Source organism: Mesorhizobium sp. M0029, assembly GCF_040323735.1.
GTDB lineage: Bacteria > Pseudomonadota > Alphaproteobacteria > Rhizobiales > Rhizobiaceae > Mesorhizobium.
This window is the reverse complement of sequence record NZ_JAMYVF010000003.1, coordinates 234,584-258,617: the sequence shown is the minus strand read 5'-3', so window position 1 is coordinate 258,617 and position 24,034 is coordinate 234,584. Positions and strand designations below refer to the sequence as shown.

At 62.1% G+C, this 24,034-nt stretch carries 18 protein-coding genes; 9 read left to right on the top strand and 9 right to left on the bottom strand.

Features of this window, described 5'->3' with window-relative positions; all coding sequences use genetic code 11:
• Positions 1-202: 202 nt before the first annotated feature.
• Complete coding sequence (locus NKJ76_RS07220) at positions 203-925, top strand: antitoxin Xre/MbcA/ParS-like domain-containing protein (RefSeq protein ID WP_023814763.1); 723 nt, start codon at positions 203-205, stop codon at positions 923-925.
• Positions 926-1,490: 565 nt separating this feature from the next.
• On the opposite strand, the gene NKJ76_RS07215 is transcribed toward NKJ76_RS07220, so the two are convergent.
• The 4 genes from NKJ76_RS07215 to NKJ76_RS07200 all read right to left on the bottom strand — a co-directional run bounded on the left by NKJ76_RS07215 (position 1,491) and on the right by NKJ76_RS07200 (position 4,221).
• The gene (locus NKJ76_RS07215; RefSeq protein ID WP_023704219.1) at positions 1,491-1,745 is read right to left on the bottom strand and encodes a GlsB/YeaQ/YmgE family stress response membrane protein; all 255 of its coding nucleotides are present in this window, start codon (positions 1,743-1,745) and stop codon (positions 1,491-1,493) included.
• 105 nt (positions 1,746-1,850) lie between these two features.
• Positions 1,851-2,057 (bottom strand): hypothetical protein, encoded by a 207-nt coding sequence (locus NKJ76_RS07210; protein ID WP_023683046.1) that lies wholly within the window; start codon positions 2,055-2,057, stop codon positions 1,851-1,853.
• Positions 2,058-2,137: 80 nt separating this feature from the next.
• Positions 2,138-2,758, bottom strand: a complete 621-nt coding sequence (locus tag NKJ76_RS07205) for a ribonuclease D (RefSeq protein WP_023698188.1) — start codon at positions 2,756-2,758, stop codon at positions 2,138-2,140.
• A 77-nt stretch (positions 2,759-2,835) separates the two neighbouring features.
• Positions 2,836-4,221, bottom strand: coding sequence for a M20/M25/M40 family metallo-hydrolase (locus tag NKJ76_RS07200; protein WP_352537082.1), 1,386 nt, complete (start codon positions 4,219-4,221; stop codon positions 2,836-2,838).
• Positions 4,222-4,666: 445 nt separating this feature from the next.
• On the opposite strand from NKJ76_RS07200, the gene polA reads away from it, so the two are divergent.
• Both polA and NKJ76_RS07190 read left to right on the top strand, forming a co-directional pair.
• On the top strand, positions 4,667-7,594 hold the full coding sequence (polA, locus tag NKJ76_RS07195; protein WP_352537175.1) for a DNA polymerase I: 2,928 nt from the start codon (positions 4,667-4,669) through the stop codon (positions 7,592-7,594).
• Between the two features lie 7 nt (positions 7,595-7,601).
• On the top strand, positions 7,602-8,042 hold the full coding sequence (locus NKJ76_RS07190) for a macro domain-containing protein (protein WP_352537081.1): 441 nt from the start codon (positions 7,602-7,604) through the stop codon (positions 8,040-8,042).
• Positions 8,043-8,099: 57 nt separating this feature from the next.
• Here NKJ76_RS07190 and NKJ76_RS07185 read toward each other — a convergent pair whose 3' ends face one another.
• The gene (locus NKJ76_RS07185; RefSeq protein WP_023686595.1) at positions 8,100-8,504 is read right to left on the bottom strand and encodes a Fur family transcriptional regulator; all 405 of its coding nucleotides are present in this window, start codon (positions 8,502-8,504) and stop codon (positions 8,100-8,102) included.
• 287 nt (positions 8,505-8,791) lie between these two features.
• Between NKJ76_RS07185 and NKJ76_RS07180 the strand changes: the two genes are divergently transcribed.
• From NKJ76_RS07180 to amrB, 5 genes are all read left to right on the top strand, one after another.
• The gene (locus NKJ76_RS07180) at positions 8,792-11,011 is read left to right on the top strand and encodes a caspase family protein (protein WP_352537080.1); all 2,220 of its coding nucleotides are present in this window, start codon (positions 8,792-8,794) and stop codon (positions 11,009-11,011) included.
• An 89-nt stretch (positions 11,012-11,100) separates the two neighbouring features.
• Positions 11,101-11,493, top strand: a complete 393-nt coding sequence (locus tag NKJ76_RS07175; RefSeq protein WP_352537079.1) for a hypothetical protein — start codon at positions 11,101-11,103, stop codon at positions 11,491-11,493.
• On the top strand, positions 11,490-12,203 hold the full coding sequence (locus NKJ76_RS07170) for a DUF4760 domain-containing protein (protein ID WP_023700125.1): 714 nt from the start codon (positions 11,490-11,492) through the stop codon (positions 12,201-12,203). Before NKJ76_RS07175 ends, NKJ76_RS07170 begins: the two co-directional genes overlap by 4 nt.
• Before the next feature lie 12 nt (positions 12,204-12,215).
• Complete coding sequence (locus tag NKJ76_RS07165) at positions 12,216-15,239, top strand: hypothetical protein (RefSeq protein ID WP_352537078.1); 3,024 nt, start codon at positions 12,216-12,218, stop codon at positions 15,237-15,239.
• A gap of 149 nt (positions 15,240-15,388) precedes the next feature.
• Positions 15,389-17,107: an AmmeMemoRadiSam system protein B gene (gene amrB, locus NKJ76_RS07160; RefSeq protein ID WP_352537077.1), complete on the top strand. Its 1,719-nt coding sequence runs from the start codon at positions 15,389-15,391 to the stop codon at positions 17,105-17,107.
• Between the two features lie 29 nt (positions 17,108-17,136).
• On the opposite strand, the gene NKJ76_RS07155 is transcribed toward amrB, so the two are convergent.
• Both NKJ76_RS07155 and NKJ76_RS07150 read right to left on the bottom strand, forming a co-directional pair.
• Positions 17,137-18,939: an MORN repeat-containing protein gene (locus NKJ76_RS07155; protein WP_352537076.1), complete on the bottom strand. Its 1,803-nt coding sequence runs from the start codon at positions 18,937-18,939 to the stop codon at positions 17,137-17,139.
• A gap of 188 nt (positions 18,940-19,127) precedes the next feature.
• Entirely contained in the window at positions 19,128-20,207 is a 1,080-nt protein-coding gene (locus NKJ76_RS07150; RefSeq protein ID WP_023691993.1) for a trypsin-like serine peptidase, read from the bottom strand.
• A gap of 402 nt (positions 20,208-20,609) precedes the next feature.
• Between NKJ76_RS07150 and NKJ76_RS07145 the strand changes: the two genes are divergently transcribed.
• Positions 20,610-21,701, top strand: coding sequence for a S1 family serine peptidase (locus tag NKJ76_RS07145; RefSeq protein ID WP_023713445.1), 1,092 nt, complete (start codon positions 20,610-20,612; stop codon positions 21,699-21,701).
• Between the two features lie 80 nt (positions 21,702-21,781).
• Here the strand turns inward: NKJ76_RS07145 and mgrA are convergent, their stop codons facing one another.
• Both mgrA and NKJ76_RS07135 read right to left on the bottom strand, forming a co-directional pair.
• Positions 21,782-22,828: an L-glyceraldehyde 3-phosphate reductase gene (mgrA, locus tag NKJ76_RS07140; protein WP_023669798.1), complete on the bottom strand. Its 1,047-nt coding sequence runs from the start codon at positions 22,826-22,828 to the stop codon at positions 21,782-21,784.
• 57 nt (positions 22,829-22,885) lie between these two features.
• Complete coding sequence (locus NKJ76_RS07135; RefSeq protein WP_023669799.1) at positions 22,886-24,028, bottom strand: Gfo/Idh/MocA family protein; 1,143 nt, start codon at positions 24,026-24,028, stop codon at positions 22,886-22,888.
• Positions 24,029-24,034 lie beyond the last annotated feature (6 nt).

The following is a 24,034-nucleotide window of genomic DNA, read 5'->3' as shown; positions in this document are numbered from 1 at the left end:
ATTATCCATGAGGTTTTGATGATCAACCCAGATCGTCAATTCGAAGGACGCCTCTCACCGCTATCCGCGGCGCGTGTTGCAGAAACGTCACGTTTTCGCCCTGCGAGCAACAATTTGGTAACGAATTGGCGTTGCTCGGCCCGCTTTTATGATCTTTGTATGGCGGTGGGATGCCTTACCTAACAACAGAATCGAGAGCGCAATGACAACCAGAAGACGTTTTTCCAAACTGCGGCACAGGGAAAAGCTTGAAAGCCGCGAAGGCCTGCAGGAGACCCTCTATCTAGCCATTGAAAGCGTGCTCCAAACGGATGGACCGAAGATTCGCCTGCCGGCGATGAGGGCTGCGGCTGAGATAGCGGCCATCATCGTATCCCAGATAGTATGTCAGCCAGACGCTATTCAGAGGGCCTTCAAAACCATTGAGGAAGACGTTCCGAATTACGCGACTGAGTTTGCGACCGAGTTGACACAGATCGCCTTGGGACAAGTTTCTAGGCGCCTCGTTCGTCTCAAAGCCAGCCGTTCCGAACAGACAGCAACTCTGAAACTGGCGGACGATTGGGCCGGCCCGGTGGCTGGCCCAACGGAGATCGAGCGTTTCTTCGGAATTCCGCGCTCCACATTATATCGTTGGCAGAAACGAAATGAAGCCGTCGCTCTAAATACCAGGAGCAGCAGCAAGCCCGTATTCCCTTTAAGGCAGTTTGCTGATGGACGGCCCGTTCCTGGCATCGCTGAGGTAATCTCGGTCGTTGGTAGTCCACGTCAAGCATGGGAATGGCTCATATCCCCAAACGTTCTGCTTAAGGAACAAAGACCAATCGATGTTCTTCACGCTGGCGACGTAAAAGGGGTGGTTTCAGCTGCTCGGAACCTCGCACCGAATGACCCTACAGTTATCCCGTTCAAAGTCTCAACGTAAGTTTTGGTTGTGCCAACACGAAAATCCCGCCCCTCGGTTGGTCGCGAATAGCTCGCCTCGGTCTTGAGTTCATTTCGCACAGCGCGCTCCATCGCGGATTCCATTGGATTGTAGTTTTCCATTGCATTTCTCTCCCCAACGCCCCGAACGATCGGAACCAACGGTAACGACTTCAAACAAATTCAACGGCTTAGTGTTAAGGGCGCGTTAAAGCAGGGTTTATGCACCCTTCTGAAATTCCTTAAGAATTTCTAAAATCCGCTGCCGCCAACTGGGTCCGAAAGCCGCATCCTCGCGGCCTGTCTGCCGCAAAAGGCAGAGGCCCTGGCTACCCCGAATATTTCAATTCTGCTGGATCGAAATGCCCTTGTCGTCGATCTTCAGTTCGACGCCCTTGGGCTTGGTCTATTCGTGATAGACATATGCACCGAGCGCGATGACCACGACAACGAGCGCGCCGACAAGGAGATAGAGAGTGTTCTGTTTCACGGCGCGCTCCTTTGGCAGCAATTCCAGGAAAGCACAGGCTTTCTCCTGAGGATTGCGTTGAATGAAACTTAGAGCGTCAAGCTCGCTTCAGAACCTTGACCAGCACCAGCAGGATGACGGCGCCGATCGTGGCGTTGATGATGGCAGCCAGAATGCCGCCGCCGATAGCGAAACCGAGCCTTGGAAATAGCCAGCCGGCGATCAGGGCGCCGATAATGCCGACGATGATGTTGCCGATGAGGCCGAAGCCGAAGCCCGAGACGATGAGGCCGGCGAGCCAGCCGGCAATGGCGCCGATTATGATGAAGATGAGAAGGCTTTCGATGCCCATGACGCGTTCCTCCAGGAAGAGAGGCTACGGAGCGGAAGGCCCCGAATCGGCCTCGATATCAACGACTTCAGGCTATGCGAAAGCAGTTGCACCCGCCAGCGGCGCTCATTGATCGTCGTCATCGTCGCTGGAGACTGGCCGCCAGCTGGTCGGGTCGACCTTTTTCTGGGTATCGCTGTCGGTGTAGACCCACCAGGCGCCGTCGCGATATTGCCCGACGGATTCGCTGACGACGCCGGCGCCGTCCTTCCACAGAACAGTGACCTTGGATCCATCCGTCGGGGCGGTCGCTATCGGTTTGCGGTCTGCCACGTCATCCCCCTCATTGAGTCGACAGAACGCCACGACGCGTGTCTGGTTGCAAGGCTGCCGGAAGCGTTATCCGAAGGCCATCAGCTGTGGGCAAAAATATCCTCTTCGTCCCAACCCATCAAATCGAGCTTGGCACGCGTCGGCAGGAAGCGGAAGCAGGCGTCGGCTTCCTTGGTGCGCCCGTCCCGCGCCAGGCGTCCAGCCAGCACCTCGCGCAGACGGTGCAGATAGAGAACGTCGGAAGCGGCATATTCGAGCTGTTCGGGCGACAGGGTCTCGGCCGCCCAGTCCGACGATTGCTGCGCCTTCGACAGGCCGACGCCAAGCAGTTCGAAGCAGATGTCCTTCAAGCCGTGCCGGTCGGTATAGGTGCGGGTCAGCCGCGAGGCGATCTTGGTGCAGAACACCGGCTCCGGCATGACGCCGAAGGCGTTGTAGAGCACGGCGAGGTCGAAACGGCCGTAGTGGAACAGTTTCGATATGCCGCGGTTGCGGAGCAGGCTGACGAGGTTCGGCGCTTTCTTCTGGCCGGGCGCGATCTGGATCACGTCGGCCGAGCCATCGCCGGGCGAGATCTGCACCACGCACAGCCGGTCGCGGTGCGGGTTCAACCCCAGCGTCTCGGTATCGATGGCCACCGCGTCGACATTGTAGTGGGCGAGGTCGGGCAGATCGTTCTTGTGGAAGCGGATGTCGGGCATGGTTTTCTCCGGATCGCGGCGTAACTCGTCCTCGCCGCGATCCGCTGAAAAATCAACAAGAAAACTTCCCAGCCTCCTCAGCGCGTCAGCGCATCGAGAATGCGCGCCCAGGAGCGCTGGCCCTTGTGGAAGGAGGTCAGCTCGTATTTCTCGTTGGGCGAGTGGATGCGGTCGTCGTCGAGGCCGAACCCGACCAGCAGCGATTCCATGCCGAGATAGGTCTGGAAGTCGCCGACCACCGGTATCGAGCCTCCGCTGCCCGTCGTCACCGCTGGCTTCGGCCATTCATCCGACAGCGCAGTCTTGGCCTTGGCCAGGAATGGCGAGTCGTAGGAAAGCTGAATTGCCGGCCCGCCGCCATGCGGGTGGAATTCGACCGAACAGTCCCTGGGAATGCGCGCCTTGACGAATTCCCGGAACGCGGCGCGGATCTTCTCGGGGTCCTGCTTGTGGACGAGGCGGAAGGAGATTTTCGACGACGCTTCCGCCGCGATCACCGTCTTGAACCCCTTGCCGGTGTAGCCGCCGATGATGCCGTTGAACTCGGCCGTCGGCCGCGCCCAGGTCAGTTCCATCACCGAGCGGCCTTTTTCGCCCGACGGGATCGAGAGGCCGATCGGTCCGAGGAAGGTTTCGGCGGTCTCGCCCAGAGTTTCCCATGATTTCAGGATCTGCGACGGCGTTTCCTCGACCCCGTCATAGAAGCCCGGAATGGTGACGTGGCCGTTCTCGTCATGGATGTCGGCGAGGATTTTCGCCAGGATGCGGATCGGGTTGGCGGCGGCGCCGCCATAGAGGCCCGAATGCAGGTCGCGATCGGCAGCCTTGACCGTGACCTCCTCGCCGACCATTCCGCGCAGCGAAACGCAGATCGACGGCGTTTCGCGGTCCCACATGCCGGTGTCGCAGACCAGAGCGAAATCGGCCTTGAGCTCATCGGCATTGGCCTCGAGGAACGGCTTCAGCGACGGCGAACCGGACTCCTCCTCGCCCTCGAACAGGATGGTGATGCGGCAGGGCAGATTGCCATGCACCTGCTTCCAGGCGCGGCAGGCCTCGACGAAGGTCATCAGCTGCCCCTTGTCGTCGGCCGAGCCACGGCCGGTGATTACCTTGTGACCGGGCTCGATCTCCTTGACCGCCGGCGCAAACGGGTCGTTCTCCCAAAGCTCGATCGGATCGACCGGCTGCACGTCGTAATGGCCGTAAAACAGCACATGCGGCGAACCGGCGGGGCCTTCATGGTGCGCAACCACCATCGGGTGTCCCGGCGTGTCGCGCACCGAAGCGTCGAAGCCGATCAGCTTGAGGTCCGCCACCAGCCATTCGGCGGCCTTGCGGCAGTCGGCAGCATAGTCGGGATCGGTCGAGATCGACTTGATGCGGAGCAGGCCGAACAGGCGCTCCAGGCTCTGGTCGAGATTTTTGTCGAGACGGTCGAGGACGGGGGTGATTGTGGACATGTCTTGCGGGCCTTTCTTTTCGGTGGCCGAACCGTAAAGGCAGCGCATCAAAACGAAAAGCCCGCGATCGTTGGACCACGGACCGTAAACACTTGTCAGAAGGCAAAAAAGAACCGCCGTGGTGGAGGGGAACCACGGCGGTCTTTTACTCGAAACGATGCGGCAGCCCGGAGAGGGGGGATAGGCTGCCGCAATTGTCCGGGATAGGCGGGGGACGGGCCTTGCTCCGGACTCGGCGAAAACTGCCGATGACCTTTATTTGTGTCTCGGATCGTGGCGTTTCAAGGGCACAAAAATTACACTTTTGTAACATAGCCGTGAGCGCCGAGGCAAACAGCAGCAGGGCCTATTGGCAGGCAGGCTCTGTCAGCATGTCGCCGCAACACCTGTTGGAAGCCCGCCTTTGCCATGGACCGCGCCGTCCTGCCGCGCTATCCCTGCCGGCATGAAAAAAGGCGACCATCTCTTCCTTATCGACGGCTCCGGTTACATCTTTCGCGCCTATCATGCGCTGCCGCCGCTAACCCGCAAATCCGATGGGCTACCGGTCGGCGCGGTCTCCGGCTTCTGCAACATGCTGTGGAAGCTGATGCAGGATGCCCGCAACACCGATGTAGGAATTGTACCGACGCATTTAGCGGTCATTTTCGATTATTCGTCGAAAACCTTCCGCAATGATCTCTACCCGGAATACAAGGCCAACCGCAACGCACCGCCCGAAGACCTGATCCCGCAATTCGGTCTGATCCGCCAGGCAACCGTGGCCTTCAACCTGCCTTGCATCGAGATCGAAGGCTACGAGGCCGACGACCTCATCGCCACTTATGCCAGGCTGGCGTGCGAGGCCGGCGGCGACACCACTATCATCTCCTCCGACAAGGATCTGATGCAGCTGGTCGGACCCACGGCCGGCATGTACGACCCGATGAAGGACCGCCAGATCGGCATCCCCGAAGTCATCGAGAAATGGGGCGTGCCGCCGGAAAAGATGATCGACCTGCAGGCGCTGACCGGCGACTCCGTCGACAATGTGCCGGGCGTACCCGGCATCGGGCCGAAGACGGCGGCGCAATTGCTGGAACAGTTCGGCGACCTTGACGGGTTGCTCGCAAGGGCCAGCGAGATCAAGCAGGAAAAAAGGCGCGAATCCATCATCGCCAATGCCGACAAGGCGCGCATATCGCGCCAGCTGGTGACGCTGAAGAACGACGTGCCGGTGACCGACGGGCTCGACGATTTCGTGTTGCACGCGCCGGATGGGCCGAAGCTGATCGGCTTCCTCAAGACCATGGAATTCACCTCGCTGACCCGGCGCGTTGCTGAAGCGACCAGCACCGAAGCCGGCGATGTGCAGGCTGTCGCCGTCACCGTCGAGCGCGCCGACACCGCGCACGGCCCCGATGTCGGTTCCGGCATAGCGGCGCCTGCGGCAACACAGGATGAAGCCAAAACCGAAACCGCCAGGGCCGGCGACGCCCCTTCGCTGCTTGCCGCACTTCGCCTGGAAACGGCCGCTGCGGCCAAAATCGATCCCGCCGCCTATGTCGCCATCCGCGACACGGCGACGCTCAAGACCTGGCTGGCCCAGGCCAAGGAGACCGGCATCGTCGCCTTCGACACCGAAACCACGTCTTCCGATCCGATGCTGGCCGACCTCATCGGTTTCTCTCTGGCGATCGGCCCCGGCCGCGCCGCCTATGTGCCGCTCGCCCACAAGAGCGGCGCCGGCGACCTGCTCGGTGGCGGTACGCTGGAGAACCAGATTCCGGTCCGCGAGGCGCTGGCGCTTCTGAAGCCGCTGCTGGAAGACAAATCGGTCCTCAAGATCGCCCAGGACGCCAAATACGACATCGTCGTCATGAGCCGCCACGGCATCGATATCGCACCCTTCGACGACACGATGTTGATTTCCTATGTGCTCGACGCCGGCACCGGCCACCACACTTTGTCCTCGCTTGCCGACAAATGGCTCGGCCATGCCACGACGCCGCTCAAGGATCTCGCCGGTTCCGGCAGAAGCTCGGTCGGCTTCGACCAGGTCGACATCGACCGGGCGACCACCTACGCCGCCGGCCATGCCGACGTGACGCTGCGGCTGTGGCAGGTGCTGAAGCCGCGGCTTGCCGCCAAGGGCCTCGTCTCGGTCTATGAGCGGCTGGAGCGGCCGCTGGTGCCGGTGTTGGCCCGGATGGAACAGCGCGGCATCTCGGTCGACCGCCAGATCCTGTCGCGGCTCTCCGGCGAGCTGGCACAAGGCGCTGCACGGCTGGAGGAGGAGATCTACGGCCTTGTCGGCGAGCGCATCAACATCGGGTCGCCAAAGCAGCTGGGCGACATCCTGTTCGGCCGCATGGGCCTGCCCGGCGGCTCCAAGACCAAGACCGGGCAATGGTCGACTTCCGCGCAGCTTCTGGAAGACCTCGCCGCCGAAGGCCACGAACTGCCGCGCAAGATCGTCGACTGGCGCCAGCTGACCAAGCTGAAATCGACCTATACCGACGCGCTGCCGGGCTTCATCCATCCCGACACCAGGCGCGTCCACACCTCCTATGCGCTGGCCGCGACGACCACGGGCCGGCTGTCTTCCTCCGACCCCAATCTGCAGAACATCCCGGTGCGCACCGCGGAGGGACGCAAGATCAGGACGGCCTTCATCGCCGACAAGGGCCAGAAACTGGTCTCGGCCGACTACAGCCAGATCGAATTGCGCGTGCTTGCCCACGTCGCCGAAATCCCGCAGTTGAAGCAGGCCTTCGCCGATGGCGCCGACATCCACGCCATCACCGCCTCGGAAATGTTCAACGTGCCGGTCGAAGGCATGCCGTCCGAAGTGCGCCGCCGCGCCAAGGCGATCAATTTCGGCATCATCTACGGCATCTCGGCCTTTGGGCTCGCCAACCAGCTGTCGATCCCGCGCGAGGAGGCCGGCGCCTACATCAAGAAGTACTTCGAGCGTTTCCCCGGCATCCGCGACTATATCGAGGCAACAAAGGCCTATGCGCGCGAACATGGCTTCGTCGAAACCATCTTCGGCCGCCGCATCCACTATCCTGAGATCCGGTCGTCAAACCCGTCGATCCGCGCCTTCAACGAGCGCGCCTCGATCAACGCCAGGCTGCAAGGCACCGCCGCCGACATTATCCGTCGCGCCATGGTGCATATGGACGAGGCGCTGGAGAAGGCCGGCCTGTCCGCCCGCATGCTCTTACAGGTGCATGACGAATTGATCTTCGAGACGGTTGAAGCGGAAGTCGAGGCGACGATCCCCGTGGTGCGCAGGGTGATGGAGAACGCGCCGATGCCGGCCATCTCGATGTCGGTGCCGCTGCATGTCGATGCCCGCGCAGCGAACAACTGGGACGAGGCGCATTGAAGGTGCGATGATTGTCTTTGTCACCGGAGACCTGCTGGCCGCCCAGGAAAGCTATATCGCTCAAGGCGTGGCAGAGGGCAATCAAGAGGGCCTTGGCACCGGACTTGCGCTGAAGATTTCGAAAAAGTGGCCGAATGTGCAGGCTGCGTTCAAGAAATATGCTCGGACCGGCAGGTTTATTGGGGGTCATATCTGGACATTGGAGCCAGACGGCAATCAGCCGGGCTTCATTTATCTGGCAACCCAGCCAGATATGTATCACGCCACGCTTCCCTTTTTTACGGAAAGCAGTTCGCGGGCTTGTGAAATGGGCCGACAAAAACCGGGTAGAATCCATCGCCTTGCCAAAAATCGGGTCTGGCCTTGGCAAATTATCTTGGCTCGACGAGGTGAAACCCCTGCTTATGGAGCAGCTAACACCTGGGCCTACGCGGTACGTCGTCTATGAGACATTCTTGAACGAATTCGAGAATAGCGCACCGCCTCGGCTCAAGTAGGAAGCAAGCTAAGCCGCTTCAGCCAGGCACTTGGCACACGTCCCCCGAAACTCGATGACCGCCTTCTTCGCAGCAAACCCGGTCGAGCGCACCCATTCGTCCAGCCGGTGGCCGACGTCATGGTCGGACATCTCCATCACCTGCCCGCATGTGTCGCAGATAGCGAAGGCTGTCATCGAATGCGTATGGTCGTGCGGTTCGGCGCAGGCGACGAAGGAGTTGAGGCTTTCCAACCGGTGCACGAAGCCTGACTTCACCAGGCTGTCGAGCGCCCGGTAAACCTGTAGGGGCGCGCGGAAACCGCGCTCGCGCAGCTGGTCGAGAAGCGTATAGGCGCTGAGCGGTCCGCTGGCGGCCTCAAGCTTCTCGAGCACGCTCAGCTGATTCTTCGTCAGCACATCCCTTGCCGCCATGATCCCGTTTTCCGATCGTTTAGTGCATGATGCCGAAAAGTGTGAAGCGGTTCTCGGACGACATCATGTTCTATCCTGTTTGATCCAGCGCCGCTCGCAATCAATGCGGCGGTCTCAATTCCCTTGAGATAGCGATGAAGTGGGCTTTTTGCCACTGTTTCCGTTATCGCCATCGACACCATGACCACCACCGCCGATTGACGGCACCGACCACATTCAAAATACTGACAAAATTCGCGACGAAAGGTGCCGCACTTGCAAATTCGGTTGGGCTTGGGGAAGCAATTATGATCAAACTGACACGACGGACGCTGCTCGTCGGCACGTCGGCGCTTGTTGCTGCCGGTACTGTCTCGTTCGGCGCCCTCGCCGCCTCGCGCACCTATCACGCGCTGCTGGTTGCCTGCACCGATTATCCGAACCTGCCGCAGAAGAACTGGCTGATCGGGCCGAAGAACGATGCCGGCCTAGTGCGCGACTATCTCCTGAAGAACACGCCCGATCCGGTGAAGTTCTCGGCCGAGAACGTGATCCTGCTCGCCAAGGACGTCGAAGGCGCCAACGGCCCGCCGACGCATGCGGCGATCAAGGCCGCTCTTGCCGACCTCGCCGGCAAGGTGCAACGCGACGATTTCGTCTATCTGCATCTGTCGGGCCACGGCGCCCAGCAGCCGCAGGCCAAGGCCGGCGACGAGACCGACGGCCTCGACGAGATTTTCCTGCCGTCCGATATCGACAAATGGATCAACCGCGAAGAGGGCGTGCCGAACGCGCTGGTCGACAACGAAGTCGGCGCCGCACTCGACGCCATCCGCGACAAGGGCGCCTTTGTCTGGGTGGTGTTCGACTGCTGCCATTCGGGCACCGCGACGCGCGCCGCGGAAGTCGATGACGAACTGGAGCGCAAGGTCGAGTTCGCCGACCTCGTCGGCGGCGACGACGCGGCGAGAGCAGCCGCGGTGAAGGCCTATGACGACATCTCGGCAAGCGCATCGCGCGGTTTCGACGAGAATGGCGGCCGCAAGCCGGCCTTCAACCTGACGCCGACCGGCGCAGAGCCGATCGCCCGGGGCAAGCTGGTCACCTTCTATGCCGCGCAGACGGTCGAGACGACGCCGGAAATGCCGCTGCCCAAGGGCACGCCCGACGCGCCGCGCTTCGGCCTGTTCACCTTCACCATCCTGTCGAAATTGGCCGAGAACCCCAACGTCACCTATCGCCAGCTCGGCCAGGCCGTGCTGCAGCAATATTCGGCCGACGGCCGCACAAGGCCGACGCCCCTGTTCGAGGGCGAACTGGACGCCCGCGTGTTCGGCACCGACAAAACCGACGCCGTCATGCAATGGCCGATTGCCGTCAAGGACGGCGATGTCGCGATCGGCGCCGGGCTGCTGCAGGGTCTGACCCCCGGCAGCAAGCTCGCCATTTTGCCTTCGGCGCTGTCGAAGCTCTCCGACGCCGTCGGCTATCTCGAAGTGAAATCGGCAAAAAACCTCGAAAGCCAGCTCGCACCGGTCGAATTCGACGGCAAGCCGGCGCTTGCGCCGACGGCGGTGCCCGCCGGCGCCTATGCGCGCGTTGCCGAACTCGCGGTCGACTACAAGCTGCTGGTGGCAAAGCCGGCGCCGACCGCAGGGCTCGAAAAAGAAACCGAGCTGGTCAATTCGGTTCTGGACGAATTGGTGGCGAAGCCGAAGTCCGGCTTCCACATCGCGCTGGTCGAGCCCGGCAAGAGCGCCGATCTGCGGCTTGCGGTGCTGCGCGAAAAATCCATAGACGGCGCTGCCGCCAACGCCAGCGACGAACCGGCGCTGTGGTTCCTGCCGGCGTCCGGCGACATCAGCCTGAAGGACGGCAGCAAGCCGCCACGCATCGTCATCGATCAGGATGGCCGCGACAAGCTTGCGGAAAACACAGCCAAGACCCTGACCACGATCTTCCGCGCCACCGGCCTGTCGCGGCTCGCCGCGGCGTCCGACTACCGGCCGGACGAGGTCAGCGTCCAGTTCCTGATCAAGCGCCAGGACAGCGATGTGCTGGAGCCGATCGAATCCTCGACGGTGCCGCGCGTTTCGCCGGGCGATCAGGTACACATTGCGGCCAAGAACGGGTCCGACGAGTTCGTCGACATCAACGTGCTCTACATCGGCAGCGACTATTCGATCACCCATATCGTCGCCGAGCGGCTGGCGCCGATCAACGAGCAGGCCGATCAGGGCCTGAAGGAAGGGCTGCTCGCCTTCACCGACACCAGCTTCGGCATGGAGCGCATGATTGCCGTGCTGACCGAGGCGCCGCCGCAGAGCGAGAAAGAGGATCTGAGCTTTCTTGCCCAGGAAGGCGTGCGCGCCGTGACGCGTGCCGCATCGGGAACGCCTGGTTTTTCCGACATGCTGGCCGACATCGGCATGGCGCCGGCAACGCGCTCCGTGATGCGGCTTGCCGACAAGAGCGGTCCCAAAGGCGCGGTGATGATCTTCCCGATGGAGACGGTGCCCCGCGCCTGACCTGACATCGCTTCGCCGGCTCTTGCCGGCGTGATATAGGAACATTCCCGGCTCGCGACACTTCTATGCGCCGCGGCTGGATGCAACAGATGAGGACATCAGTGACTATCCCCGTGCTCTCCTGGCGTGCAGCGACGGTCGGCCTTGCCGGCAGCCTGTTGCTGGTTGCCAGCGCCTCGGCGGACGAGAATTGCGGCCTGTGCGCCAAGCAGATCGTCACCAATTCCGAGCTCGCCACCTGCTTTCTCGACCAGTACGACCAGATCGCCAAGACCGGCAGCACGGCCGTTGTCGTCGATCTCTCCAGCTGCGCCTCGCGCGGCGTGGTCGAGCCCTTGCCGTCACCCAGCAAGGCGGCTGCCGAACCGGACGTGCAGTTCATGATTTCGCGCACGCAGCTCGATTGCCTGAAAAAGAAGCTGGAGACACCCGGCATCGTGCTCGATCCCACCGCCATTATCCAACTGGACAGCTGCGGATGAAAAAGCCGGGGGGCACTGCAACGCAAAAATCGCCAGCCACATCGGCGCCGGCACCGGCCAAGAAGCCGGCGACCTTGCCCGAAACCACCGAAGGCTTTCCGTGGCCGAGCAGTCACGAGATCAAGAAGGAAGCCAACCCGTTCACCGACCGCGACTGGCGCATGCTGATCTATGCCTGGTCGGGTCTCGCCGTGCGCCTGGCGATCGTCTTCACCTTGGGCTTCTCGGTCTTCCAGTTTCTGGCAAACCAGGAACAGAAGCGCGTCGAGCAGACGATGTCGCTGGTCGAGCTTTGGGAAAGCAAGGATTTTCAGCAGGCGCAGCGCGCGCTCAAGGAGCGCCTCTCGTCGCTCAACGCCAAATACGACAATCTGCTCAGCGCCACGCCGTCGCCGACCGAGGAACGGGTCTTCCGGCAACGCATTGGCATTGAGGCGATGACTGCCGGCGGCGGCACCATGCCGATCGCCGATTTCAACGACAATTTTGATCGCATCGTCTATTTCCTCAATCGTCTCTCCATCTGCGTTGAGGGCAAGCTCTGTTCGCGCGATGTCGCCGATGCCTATTTCCGCGACTATGCGGTGTCGTTCTGGAGCTATTTTGCCGGCTACATCGAAAAAGAGCGCAAGGCCGGTTCCGCCAGTTATGCCCAGGCGATCGAGAATTATGTGCGTCACGGGTCGGCGCCGCCCGCCGACTCCAAATAGCGGCGCAACAAGGTGCCGGGCAGCTCCCATCCCTTGCGTGCTATCCGGTGGCTAATCCTGGTCGGTCTTCTGGCGTTAACGTCAACCGCCGGTGCCGAGGACCTCGATTTCCACCTCGATCTCAACACCGGCGGCCACAGCGCCAGGGTCACCGACCTTGCCTTCACGCCGGACGGCGAGGAACTGGTCTCCGCATCTGACGACAAGACCATCCGCATCTGGGACTGGCAGAGCGGGGTGACGCTGCGCACCATTCGCGGCTATCTTGGCAATGGCAATGACGGCAAGGTCTTTGCGATTGCCGTGTCGCCGGATGGCAAGACGATCGCCGCCGGCGGTTATTTCGGCGCCGGCATCGGCGACAAGGCCCCTTATGACGATATCAGGCTGTTCGATTTCGCCACCGGCAAGATCAAAACCGTGCTCAAGGCCGCCGACTATGCCATCTATGATGTCGCCTTTTCACCCGACGGAAACACGCTCGCCGCCGGCGGTGGCGATGGTTTCGTCTACCTCTGGCGGGCGGACGACAAATCCGCGTCGGGCTGGACGCTGGCGGAAAAACTCGATGCCGATTCCTGGCGTGTGGAAAAGCTCGCCTTCGCCGCTGCGGGAACCCGGCTGGTGGCGACGACCACCGACAACGGCATAAGGCTCTGGGATGTGGCCAAGGCTGAGGAAATCGCCTTGCCGACCGAGGCCGAACCGCTGCGGGATGTCGGCGTCGCCGCACTCGCCGTGTCATTGGATGGCAGCCTGTTTGCCACTGGCAGCAAGGACGGTGACGTCCAGCTCTGGCGGGCCAGCGACGGCAAATTCGTCCGCGCCATGCCGAAGCAGGATTTCCAGATCGGCGCTCTGAGCTTCGCCACGGGTTCGCGGCTTGTGGCGTCATGCAGCTATCGCTGCGCCGACAAGCATCGCTCGGTGGTCTGGAATACCGACAGCGGCGAGCAACTGCTCGACTATAACGGCCATGACGGCACGGTCTTTGCTGGCGCCGGCAATGCCGACGGCTCGCTGGTGGCGACAGCCGGCGGCACCCGCAACGCCATCCAGGTCTGGAACCCCATGACCGGCGAGCGCAAGGCGCTGCTGCAAGGGGTCGGCGAACCGGTGACGGCGATCGGGATCGATGCGGCGAGCAGCTCCATCGCTTGGGGCAACACCAACCCCTGCCCCGAACGCGTGTCCTGTCCCGAGCTGCAGGGCACGCTGGACAAGGTGCTGGCACTACCGACGGCCAAGCGGTTCTTCGAGGACCCGGTGGCGTTGGCGGAACAGGGCGCCTATGCCCGCGCGGCACTCGCAGAGGGTGAGTGGTCGCTCCGTGCTGCCCCCGGCGGCAAGGACGGCCTGGAGAATGCCGTGCTCGAAATCGCGAGCGGCGGAAAGGTGATGCACAGCATCGAGAATGCCGCCACCAATGGCTTCGTCCATTCGGCTTACACGCTGATCGGCAATGGGCTTGGCCTGATCACCGGCGGCAGCGACGGCACGCTGTTGGAATACAAAACCGCGACCGCCGAGCTATCGGGTGAATTCACCGGCCACACCGGCGAGATCAACGCCATGGTTGCCGCCGAGAAGGAAGGGCTGTTGGTCACCGGCAGCGCCGACCAGACCGTGCGGCTGTGGAATTTGAAGACACACAAACTGATAGTGTCGATGTTCTTCGCCGGCTCCGAATGGATCGCCTGGATGCCGCAGGGCTACTATTATTCCTCCGCCGACGGCGACAAGTTGATAGGCTGGCACGTCAATCAGGGTCGCGACCACGAAGGGCGTTTCATCAGCGCCGGCCAGCTGAAAAAATATCTCTGGAGCCCGGAAATGGTGCGCCGGGCCATCATCCTGCGCAGCGCCGAACAGGCGGTTCAGGAAATGCGCCCCGGCGTCGACCGCCAGCTGGAAAAGCTGCTCGAGCGCAAACCGCCGGAATTCGGCATCAAGCTTGCCGCCGACCAGAGCAACGTCCGCGAGGGCTATGTCGCCGTCGAGATTTCGGGCGCGCAGGAAGCCGGCGCCGATGTCGCCGGATTTTCGATCCTGTCGAACAGCCGCAATGTCGGCAATGTCACGGCGCGCTCGGCCGATGGCGGCAAGAGCACCATCGTCGAAGTGCCGGTCGAGAATGGCGAAAATACCATTCGCATCACCGGCACCAACGAGTTCGGCTATCTGACCGAGCGCAGTGTCACAGCACTTGGCAGGAAAACCGAAAAGCCCGCCAACAAGGGCAAGCTCTACGTCGCCGTGATCGGCGTCGACAAATATCCTTTCCTCACCGATGCATGCGCCGGCCACGCCTGCGATCTGCGCTATCCCGTCGATGACGCCACCGAATTCCTCAAGGTGATCTCGCAGAAATCCGCGCCCTTGTTTTCGGCGATGGAGACGCTGGTTCTGGTCAACCGCGAAGCGCTGGATGAGGCGCCCGATTCCGGCAAGGACGTGTTCAAGGTCGCCAGCGCCGACACCATCCTGGAACCGGATTCCGACACGATCAACGACCAGCTCGCCGACTTTCTCGACAGACCCGGCGAGAACGACACCACCATCATTTTCGTCGCCGGTCACGGCATCAACATCGACGAAGATTATTATTTCATCCCCACGGACGGCCGCAAACAGGATGCCGACCGCTGGAAGCGCTCCTCGCTGGTCGACTGGGGCGACATCCAGAAATCGGTTGAGCGGGCCAAGGGCATGCGCTTCATGCTGCTCGACACCTGCCACGCCGCCAACGCCTTCAACCCGCGCCTGGAAAAAGACGCGCAGGACGCACGCATCGTCGTCTTCTCGGCCACCGCTGCCAACAACACCGCCGCCGAACTGCCCGAGCTCGGCCATGGCGTCTTCACCTATTCGATCCTCGAAGGCCTGCGCGGCCGGGCCAAGACCTCCGACGGCGGCGTGACGCTGTTCGGCCTCGCCGACTACATCTCGCGCGAAGTGCTGCGGCTGACCGCGTCCAAGCAGAAGCCGTTCTACTATGTCGGCGGCGTGGAGAACATTGTGCTGGCTGAGCCGTGAGAGGTCGGCACCCAGGCACCCGCCTCTGGCCTGCCGGCCATCTCCCCCGCAAGGGGGGAGATCAGTCTCTTCATTGCTGGAGATCTATTTTCAAGGTTGGTGATTGGCGAAAGTCGAGGCGACATCCAATCTCCCCCCTTGCGGGGGAGATGTCCGGCAGGACAGCGGGGGGTGCCTGGGCACGGACCAGCATTCTGATCTTTGCCACCGCCTTGCTTATCCTCTCAGTGCTTCAAGCGTCTGCCGCCCCCATCACCTGCCCGCCCGGCGACACAAACTTCCCGTCCTTCTACTCCGACCCCACACTCTTCACCGACGCCATCGCCGCCGTCGCCAGAATCGAGCCGTCCAACCAACGCCTCACCGGCATCACAGTCCCCCACCACCTGCTCGTCGCAGATCTCGTCGCACTCGGTTTCCACGCCGCGTCCGGCTTCCGCTACAAGCGCATCGTCATCCTGTCGCCGGACCATTTCCATAAGACGCAGAAACTCTTCGCCACCACGACGCGCGGCTTCGACACTGTGCTTGGCCCGGTCCTGGCCGACACGGCAGCCCTGCGCCTTATCCAGGCGAACAGCGACATGGTCGAGGACTCCTGCCTCTTCGCCAAGGAGCACGGCGTTCAAGCCATGCTGCCCTTCCTGCACCATTATTTTCCCGAGGCAACCATCGTGCCGGTGGCGATGTCGGTCAAGGCGAAGCGCGGCGACTGGGACCGGCTGGCGCAGGCGCTGAAAGCGATCGTCGACAAGGACACGCTGATCGTCGAATCCACCGATTTCTCACATTATCTGCCGCAGCACGAAGCCAGGCGTTTCGACCAGCAGACGCTGAACATGCTCGCCGCCGGTTCGCTCGACGGCATCGCGGCGCTGCGCCAGCCGGATCACGCCGATTCGGTCGGTGCGCTCTATATCCAGACCAGGCTGCAGCGCGAACTGTTCGGTGCTGCGCCGCTGGTCGTCGCCAACGAGAACTCGCAGGCGCATTCAAGCGACTATGTCGAGCGCACCACCAGCTATGTCGTGGCGCTGTTCGGCGCCTTCGGCCCCGGCATCAACAATCCTGCCCGTCCCGACGACAAGCTCTACTATTTCGCGGGCGACGTGAATTTCGGCCGCGCCATGAAGAAGATCCTGGTCCGCGACGGTGTTGCCGAGAAGATCGTCGAAAGCGTGCTGGCCCTGACCCGCTCGCGGCCGCTGATCGTCAATCTCGAAGGCGTGATCCTGCCCAACGTCCCTGAGGCGATCGACGACATGACGCTGGCCATGCCCGCAGACCTCGCCATCGACATGCTCAAGAAATTGCATGTCGCCGCTGTCAGCCTCGCCAACAATCACGCCTACGACCTCGGCCCGTCAGGCTATGCCGAGACGCTGGCCGCACTCGATGCGGCCGGCATCGCCCATTTCGGCCAGGGCGAGACGCTGGCGCTTGCCGATCTCGACCTGGTCGGGCTGACCGACATCGATACCAACGGCTCCAGGAACACCGACCTTGTGACGCCCGCTTTGCTCGACCGGCTGCTGCACGACAATGCCGAGCGGCCGGTGATTGCCTTCGTCCATTGGGGCCGCGAGTACAAGACGGAGCCGTCGCCGCACGAGGAGATGCTTGCCGACCAGATGCGGCTGCGCGGTGTCACGGCAATCGTCGGCGGTCATCCACATGTATCGAGCGAGGCGATCCTGCCGCTCGGCGGTGGCGATGTTGCGGAGATCTATTCGCTCGGCAATTTCCTGTTCGACCAGAAAGCCGAACGATCGTCCGGGTCGATGCTGGAACTCAGGGTGTTCAGCCAGGGCACGATCTTTGCCCGGCTGATCCCGCTGCCCAATTTTTTCGAGATGGGCTCGAAATGACGCGATTCCCGAAAGGACGTGACAGGACCTCAACAGCCTTGCAGATCTTCCGGCAGATAGCAGACCGCCGGCTTGGTGCTGGTTTCGAACAGCGACTGCTTCGGCCTGAAATAGAAGAACGTGGCCGGCTTGCTCTCGCGTGTGCTGCCATCGGCGAAATGGGCGGCGATGCTGAAGCGATGGATCGACGACATTGACGACCACATTTTCAGCCGTGCCGTGTAGGCGCTGAGATTCTTGTTGCCGCGCACCGGCATGGGGATGCTGTAATCGGTCTTGCCGATCGGAAATTCGATGTTCTGGTAGCGCAGCGCTTCGGGCGACGCGCCGCCGCCATCGCCGCATTCGGCGAGCGATTCTGGGACCTCGATGCTGACCAGCGAGACGATGACGCGAAACGGCTCGCTCTGCTGGTAGACAGCGCCCTGATCGTCCGCCCAGGAATAATCGAGCTTGCCAATCCCGGTCACGCTCATTTTCTCGACGCTGCCGCTGATGTAATCGGCAACGTCGCCGAACTTGACCTTGTTGGCCACCTGGGCGCGGCAGACATCCAGGCTGTCCCTTGACGGGCAAGTGAAGCGCTCGGTCTCGAGCGTGGTTGTGTCGACGCCGGCTTCAATCAGCACGTTCTTGATCGAGACGTCGACGCCGTCGCCGAAAGTGCCGATGTCCTTCGTGAACATGCGGCTCGGCTCGCCGGTCGCGTTGTCCTCCTCGTCGGTTCTGGTGAACTGGATCGACATCTTCATGTCTTTCACATCGCCCCAGCCATTGTTGACGATCGAGAAGTCGGGGCGGAAGCCGACGCAGCCATAATGCTCGCTGATCGACAGCATCGGCTTGCGGTAGGCCTCGCTCGCGGCCACCTTCATTTCCAGGCTGTCGATCTTGACCCTCGACTGGTCGGTGGTCTTGAGGTCGACTTCGGCGAAGGCCGGCGCCGTCTCCCAGTCCATGCCTTCATAGACATTGCCGGTACGAATCTCTCCGGTGCCGTTCCAGGCATCATTGTACTGGTCCGACACCGGATAGATCGCGATGTCTTCGTCGCGCACCAGATGCTGGTACTGCATGTCGGCCTGCTGCGTCATGCGCTGGTCGACGGCAATGCCGATCTCGACCTTGTCGGCGGAACCGCCGCCGGTCTGCGCCTTGAGCAACCCGCCCACTCTGGCATCGGCCAGCACGTCGGGGCGCGCACCGCCGATCTCCTTGCCCATCGCCCATTGCGACCAGTAGACGGTGCCGCCGGGCAACCGGGTGCGGCCCTTGCCGTCCTTCAGCCCATCGGCAAAAGAGCCGACGAATATCTCGCCTGTCTTCGTCTCCAGCCTGCCCTCGCCATTCGGCACACCGGCCCTGAATTGCCCTTCATAGCGATTGCCGTCGGCATCGACATGGATCGCATGGCCGTCGAGCTGGCCGGCGACCCAACGGCCGTCGAGAACCTCGCCTGAACGCAGCTCCAGCCGGCCTTGTCCTTCGGGGCGGCCATTCCTGATCTCGCCGAAATAGCTGGAATAGATCGTCTTGGGGTCATAGCTCGCCGAGCCGCGTACGCGCCAGACCAGCCTGCCCTTGCCGTTGACGGTGCCGTCGGCTGCGACGGTGCGGTCCGGCGACACGCCGGCTGCCGGCTCCCAGGTGAAATCAAGACCCAATTCCGGGTGGGAATCCCAGACCCGTACATTCTTGCGCAGCACCGAACGTGTTTCGCTTTTATAGAGGATTTGCACCCGCTCGGCCCAGGCGCCATCGGGTGTGGCACCGCCTTGATCGGCCATAGCGGAAAAGCATGTCAGTGCGGCCAGCATGGATGCAGCCGCCATCGCTTTGACTCCGAAGATCATTCTTGCCCGCGCCATCTTACCCAACCCCTTGGATCGCCTAGCGTAAGCACCGCTGTAACACAGTGCAAGAGAGGTGTTTCGATACAAAAAAACCGGCGGCAGGAACGTCCCGCCGCCGGTTTGGTAGTGCTGGTTATCGCCGCTGTTTGCCGGCGAAAGATCGGGCCTTATTTGTACAGGCTGTTGATCCACGCCACGTTGGCAGCGTTCAGGCGCACCGCAGTGTTGGCGTTGGGGCTTTCGGCCACGTTCACGCCGGTGACGACGCGCTGCTTGGCGCCATTGTCGTAGGCGTAGACCGAGCTGCCGCTCGACCCCGGATAGGTGTCGCAGTCGTACTGGAAATACTCCGCGCCGACGTTTTCGGCTTTCACTTCGCAGGTCGCCTTCCACATCGTTCCCATCGGCTTGTCGCCGGGATAGCCAACGATGTTTGCGGTGAAATCGCCGAGGTTCTCATAGTTGGCATAACCCAGCCAGCCGAGATTGGTGCCGACATCCTGCTTCAGCGTAATGATGCCGAGGTCCCACGGAATGACCGAGCCGTAGTAACCCTGATAATTGTCGATGAAGCCCTGCAGGATATAGACGCTCTCGTAGCTGAAAGCGCCAAACGGTGCATCGTCGGCGGTGTTGCCGTTGAGCGACGGCACGAAGATGACGTCGTCGAGCCAAGCCTTGTCTTCATTGCTGTAGAGGCAATGCGCGGCGGTGAGCACCGTGCGCGGACCGATCAGGGTTCCCGAGCAGCTGCCGTAACCGCTCTTGGCTTTGCCTTCGATATACCCGATCGCGGTGAACGGGTAGGTCTTGGTGTTCTTGATCTGCTCGCGATCGTCGGCCCCGAACACCTGGCGGCCGGCTTCGTCGCCGCCCGTCAATCCGGTCTTGTCGGCGTTCGGTGTGTTGGCGGGCGCGTTCAATTCCTTGATGACAAGGTCCTTCAGCGTCTCGCCTGCATCGATCTTGATGTCCTTGCCATCGGCGGAACGTCCGACGATGCCATAGGATTTGACCGCCGTGCCCTCGTCGGTCAGCGGCGCTGCCCGGCTGGCTTCATCTTCGGTCAGTTTCGGCGGCGCGATCGGCTTTGCACGGCCGGGCTGGTAGTCGCCCGTTCCGAGATCGCGCATGCTTTCGCCATTGCCGGCATTCGCTGAGCCGGGATCGGCGGCGAAGGCAGGCATCGTCCACAGTGCGGTGGATAGCAGTGCGGACGCAATGATAGTGCTTGTCAGTTTCGTCATGGTGAGACTCTCCCAAAAGTCAGCAAGGAGTGGAGCAAAATACAGAAATATTGTCGAGATCGTGGTGGAGTTAAAAAATTAGTTTGGTTACCCGCCCGTATCGGATCATCGGTCCGGGCGGCCTCGTTAAAGCCCTCCGCCAAACGCACCCGCGTCGATATACTGCCTAAAATAATCCAACATTGGCAATGACAAATCGCTTCCACGTAGCCCGTGGGGGGCTATAGGGTTTGGGTGGGCTCTGCCCGATGGGGCACGATTAGCAAAAGTGGTATTTCGGTTTTATAACCGCGCGGATGTCGTTCGTTCTGGCAGAAGGCGATCGAGGTACCGCTACCGCTTCTGTTGGTTATGCGTCATGGCGGCATGGCTCGGCAATTTTCATCTCAGGAGGGTTTCAAGGTGAACATTATCCATCGGTTCAGGCCGCTTGCCGCTGCATCGCTGCTGGGCATCGCGGCCGCTTTCCCCGCCGTCAACGCGCTCTATGCAGCCGACGACGCCGCCAGGCCGGAAGCGGCGGTCTCGCCGATGCAGCGCGTTGCCGAATCCCGGGACAAGGCCAAGGCCGAGAATCCCGACGGGGCCGACCGCGTCTATGGCGGCAAGGAAGCCGACAAAGGGGCCTATCCGTTCCAGGTGGCGCTGCTGACCAGCGCCCGGCTGGACCCCAGCCCGGCCTCGCAGCCGAACGCGCAATTCTGCGGCGGCAGCCTGATTGCTCCGCAATGGGTGCTGACGGCGGCGCACTGCCTCAACGACAAGGGCCGGCCGATTTCGCCCGACACGGTGACCGTGCTGACCGGCGCCACCGATCTTACCGAAGGCAAGCGCTACAAGGTGGTCGAGGTCATCGTCAACGAGGGCTACAGCGAACAGACGCTGGACAATGATCTCGGCCTGCTCCGGCTGGCGGAGCCCGCCGATGCGCCGGTCATCAAGATCACCAATGAGCCGACGCCAGACAGCGGCAAGACCACGGTCATCGGCTGGGGCAAGATGCAGGACGGCACCTTCCCGACCGCGCTGATGGTGGCCGATCTCGATCTCGAGCCGAGCGCTGCCTGCAACAGCGGCATCAAGTCGATCTATGCGCATGACCTGAAGGCGGCACTTGGCGATCTCTCGCATCGGATGCGTTATTCGGAAAAGGGCATCGATGCCGCCGCCAATGCGATCGCCGCCGATATGTCGGATCCGCTGACCAAGAACATGATCTGCGCCGGCACCGACAGCGGCGAACGCGACGCCTGCAACGGCGACAGCGGCGGTCCGCTGTTCATGACCGGCGCCAACGGTCCGGTCCAGGTCGGCGTCGTCTCCTGGGGCGAAGGTCCGTCCGACGGCACCGCCGCTTGCGGCCACAAGAATGCCTATGGCATCTACACGCGATTGGCCAACTATACGGGTTGGATCGAAGCCAAGATGAAGACCCCGGCTCCGGCAGCCGCGGCGGCGCCCAAGGCCGGTCTCGGCACGGCCAAGAAGCCCTGAACGGGCCCGAAGCTTGATAAACGCAAAACGGCGGGATCTTTCCCGCCGTTTTGATTCATGTCCGGTGCCGGCTGTTCCGCTTACTTCCGCGGCGGGCCTTTGCGCTCGGCCGACGCCGCCCACAGATTGATGTCGGACTCGCGTGCGTAAGTGTCGATTTCGGCGAGCTCGGCATCGCTGAACTCGAGCACCTTGAGCGCGCCGACGCAGTCCTCGACCTGTTCGGGCCGGCTGGCGCCGATCAGCGCCGAGGTGACCCGGCCCTTGCGCAGCACCCAGGCCAGCGCCATCTGCGCCAGCGTCTGGCCACGCTTGCCGGCGATCGCGTTCAGCGCCTGGATGTTAGCGATGGTCTTTTCGTTGATGAAGGCGGGCCGCAGCGACTTGCCTTGGCTGGCGCGGCTACCCTCGGGGATGCCGCCGAGATATTTGTCGGTCAGCATGCCTTGCGCCAGCGGCGAGAACACGATCGATCCGACACCGAGCCCTTCCAGCGTATCGAGCAGTCCGTCCTCTTCGACCCAGCGGTTGAGCATCGAATAGCTCGGCTGATGGATGATGCAGGGCGTACCGAGCTGCTTCAATATGTCGGCGGCCTCGCGCGTGCGCTGCGAATTGTAGGACGAGATGCCGGCATAGAGCGCCTTGCCGGAACGCACCGCATGGTCGAGAGCGCCCATCGTTTCCTCAAGCGGCGTATCCGGATCGAAGCGGTGCGAATAGAAGATGTCGACATAGTCGAGCCCCATCCGCTTCAGGCTCTGGTCGAGGCTCGCCAGCACATATTTGCGGCTGCCCCATTCGCCATAAGGCCCTGCCCACATCTCATAGCCGGCCTTGGTCGAGATGATCAGCTCGTCGCGATAGCCGGCGAAGTCGGTGCGCAATATCTCGCCGAAGGCGATCTCGGCCGAGCCGGGCGGCGGGCCGTAATTGTTGGCGAGATCGAAATGGGTGATGCCGAGATCGAAGGCCTTGCGCGCGATCGCCTGCTTGGTGTTGTGCGGCGTGTCGTTGCCGAAATTGTGCCACAGGCCGAGCGAGATCGCCGGCAGTTTCAGGCCGGATCGCCCACATCTGTTGTAGAGCATTTTCTCATAGCGGTGTTCAGCCGGCTGCCAGCGCATGGGTACAGATCCTGGATTGTATGGGTGTCGGCGCGAGCGCGCCCACACCCTTCTACCTCATTTCTGCTTCGCCAACAGTCCTTTTGCGTCCTTGACGCCGAGTGCAGCCGGCCGCTCGCAGCTGGTCTGCATGGCGACGAACTTGCCGGTCTCGCCCGACCGCAACAGGCCGGTCATGACATCGACGGCATGCAGCGCGAGCTCCATCGAGCAACGATGCGGCCGGCCCTCGGCGATCGCCAGCGCCATGTCGGCAAGGCCTGCGGTGCGGTAGTTGGCCATCATGCCCTGGCCGTGCATTTCGTTGGGCACGCCGAACGGATGCTGCCATTTCGGCAGTTTCTTCACCGGTTTTGCCGCCTTGGTTATGCGCACGTCGCCACCGAAGAAATTCGGATCCGGCACGAACACCGTGCCCGTCTCGCCATAGAGTTCCATCGGCGCGTGACCATGCGCCCAGACGTCCCAGCTGGTGTTGAGCGTGATCACGGCGCCGTTCTCGAACTCCAGCAGGCCGTGGATCGTCGTCGGCGTGTTCACCGGGATTTTTTCGCCCGCGCGCGGTTTCGACGAGATCGTGCGTTCCTTGGCAGGCGTCGTCGCGAAGGCCGCCACCTGCTTCACCGGCCCGATCAGCTGGATCAGGTTGGTGATGTAGTAGGGCCCGATGTCGAGCACCGGCCCGGCGCCCGGCTGGAAGAAGAAATCGGGATTGGGGTGCCAGTGCTCCATGCCGTGGCCCATCACATGACAGGTGCCGCTGGTGATCTTGCCGAGCGCGCCGGTGTCGATGAGGTTGCGCACCAGTTGGTGCGCGCCGCCGAGGAAAGTGTCCGGAGCCGAACCGATGCGCAGCCCTTTCTTCTCGGCCCGGCTCTTGAGGTCGAGGCCTTCCTTGACCGACAGCACGAACGGCTTTTCCGAATAGACGTGCTTGCCGGCATCGAGGATCTGCTTCGACACCCCGTAGTGCACCGCCGGGATGGTGAGGTTGACGACGATGTCGATCTCGTCATCCTTGAGCAGTTCTTCGACGGTCTCGGCGCGCAGCTTGAACTCCTTCGCCCGTGCCTTGGCCGCGTCCATGTTGATGTCGGCGCAGGCGCGCATCTCAATGCCGCGAAACAGCGGCGCCAGCGAGAAATACGCTTTCGAGATGTTGCCGCAGCCGATGACGCCGATACCCAGTTTCTTTGCCATGATGAT

Bases quoted from the DNA above. Each gene is read 5' to 3' on its own strand.
- NKJ76_RS07220 (WP_023814763.1), top strand. From the start codon at position 203: ATGACAACCAGAAGACGTTTTTCCAAACTGCGGCACAGGGAAAAGCTT.
- NKJ76_RS07215 (WP_023704219.1), bottom strand. From the start codon at position 1,745: ATGGGCATCGAAAGCCTTCTCATCTTCATCATAATCGGCGCCATTGCC.
- NKJ76_RS07205 (WP_023698188.1), bottom strand. From the start codon at position 2,758: ATGCCCGACATCCGCTTCCACAAGAACGATCTGCCCGACCTCGCCCAC.
- NKJ76_RS07200 (WP_352537082.1), bottom strand. From the start codon at position 4,221: ATGTCCACAATCACCCCCGTCCTCGACCGTCTCGACAAAAATCTCGAC.
- polA (WP_352537175.1), top strand. From the start codon at position 4,667: ATGAAAAAAGGCGACCATCTCTTCCTTATCGACGGCTCCGGTTACATC.
- NKJ76_RS07190 (WP_352537081.1), top strand. From the start codon at position 7,602: ATGATTGTCTTTGTCACCGGAGACCTGCTGGCCGCCCAGGAAAGCTAT.
- NKJ76_RS07185 (WP_023686595.1), bottom strand. From the start codon at position 8,504: ATGGCGGCAAGGGATGTGCTGACGAAGAATCAGCTGAGCGTGCTCGAG.
- NKJ76_RS07180 (WP_352537080.1), top strand. From the start codon at position 8,792: ATGATCAAACTGACACGACGGACGCTGCTCGTCGGCACGTCGGCGCTT.
- NKJ76_RS07175 (WP_352537079.1), top strand. From the start codon at position 11,101: ATGAGGACATCAGTGACTATCCCCGTGCTCTCCTGGCGTGCAGCGACG.
- NKJ76_RS07170 (WP_023700125.1), top strand. From the start codon at position 11,490: ATGAAAAAGCCGGGGGGCACTGCAACGCAAAAATCGCCAGCCACATCG.
- amrB (WP_352537077.1), top strand. From the start codon at position 15,389: ATGTCCGGCAGGACAGCGGGGGGTGCCTGGGCACGGACCAGCATTCTG.
- NKJ76_RS07155 (WP_352537076.1), bottom strand. From the start codon at position 18,939: ATGGCGGCTGCATCCATGCTGGCCGCACTGACATGCTTTTCCGCTATG.
- NKJ76_RS07150 (WP_023691993.1), bottom strand. From the start codon at position 20,207: ATGACGAAACTGACAAGCACTATCATTGCGTCCGCACTGCTATCCACC.
- mgrA (WP_023669798.1), bottom strand. From the start codon at position 22,828: ATGCGCTGGCAGCCGGCTGAACACCGCTATGAGAAAATGCTCTACAAC.
- NKJ76_RS07135 (WP_023669799.1), bottom strand. From the start codon at position 24,028: ATGGCAAAGAAACTGGGTATCGGCGTCATCGGCTGCGGCAACATCTCG.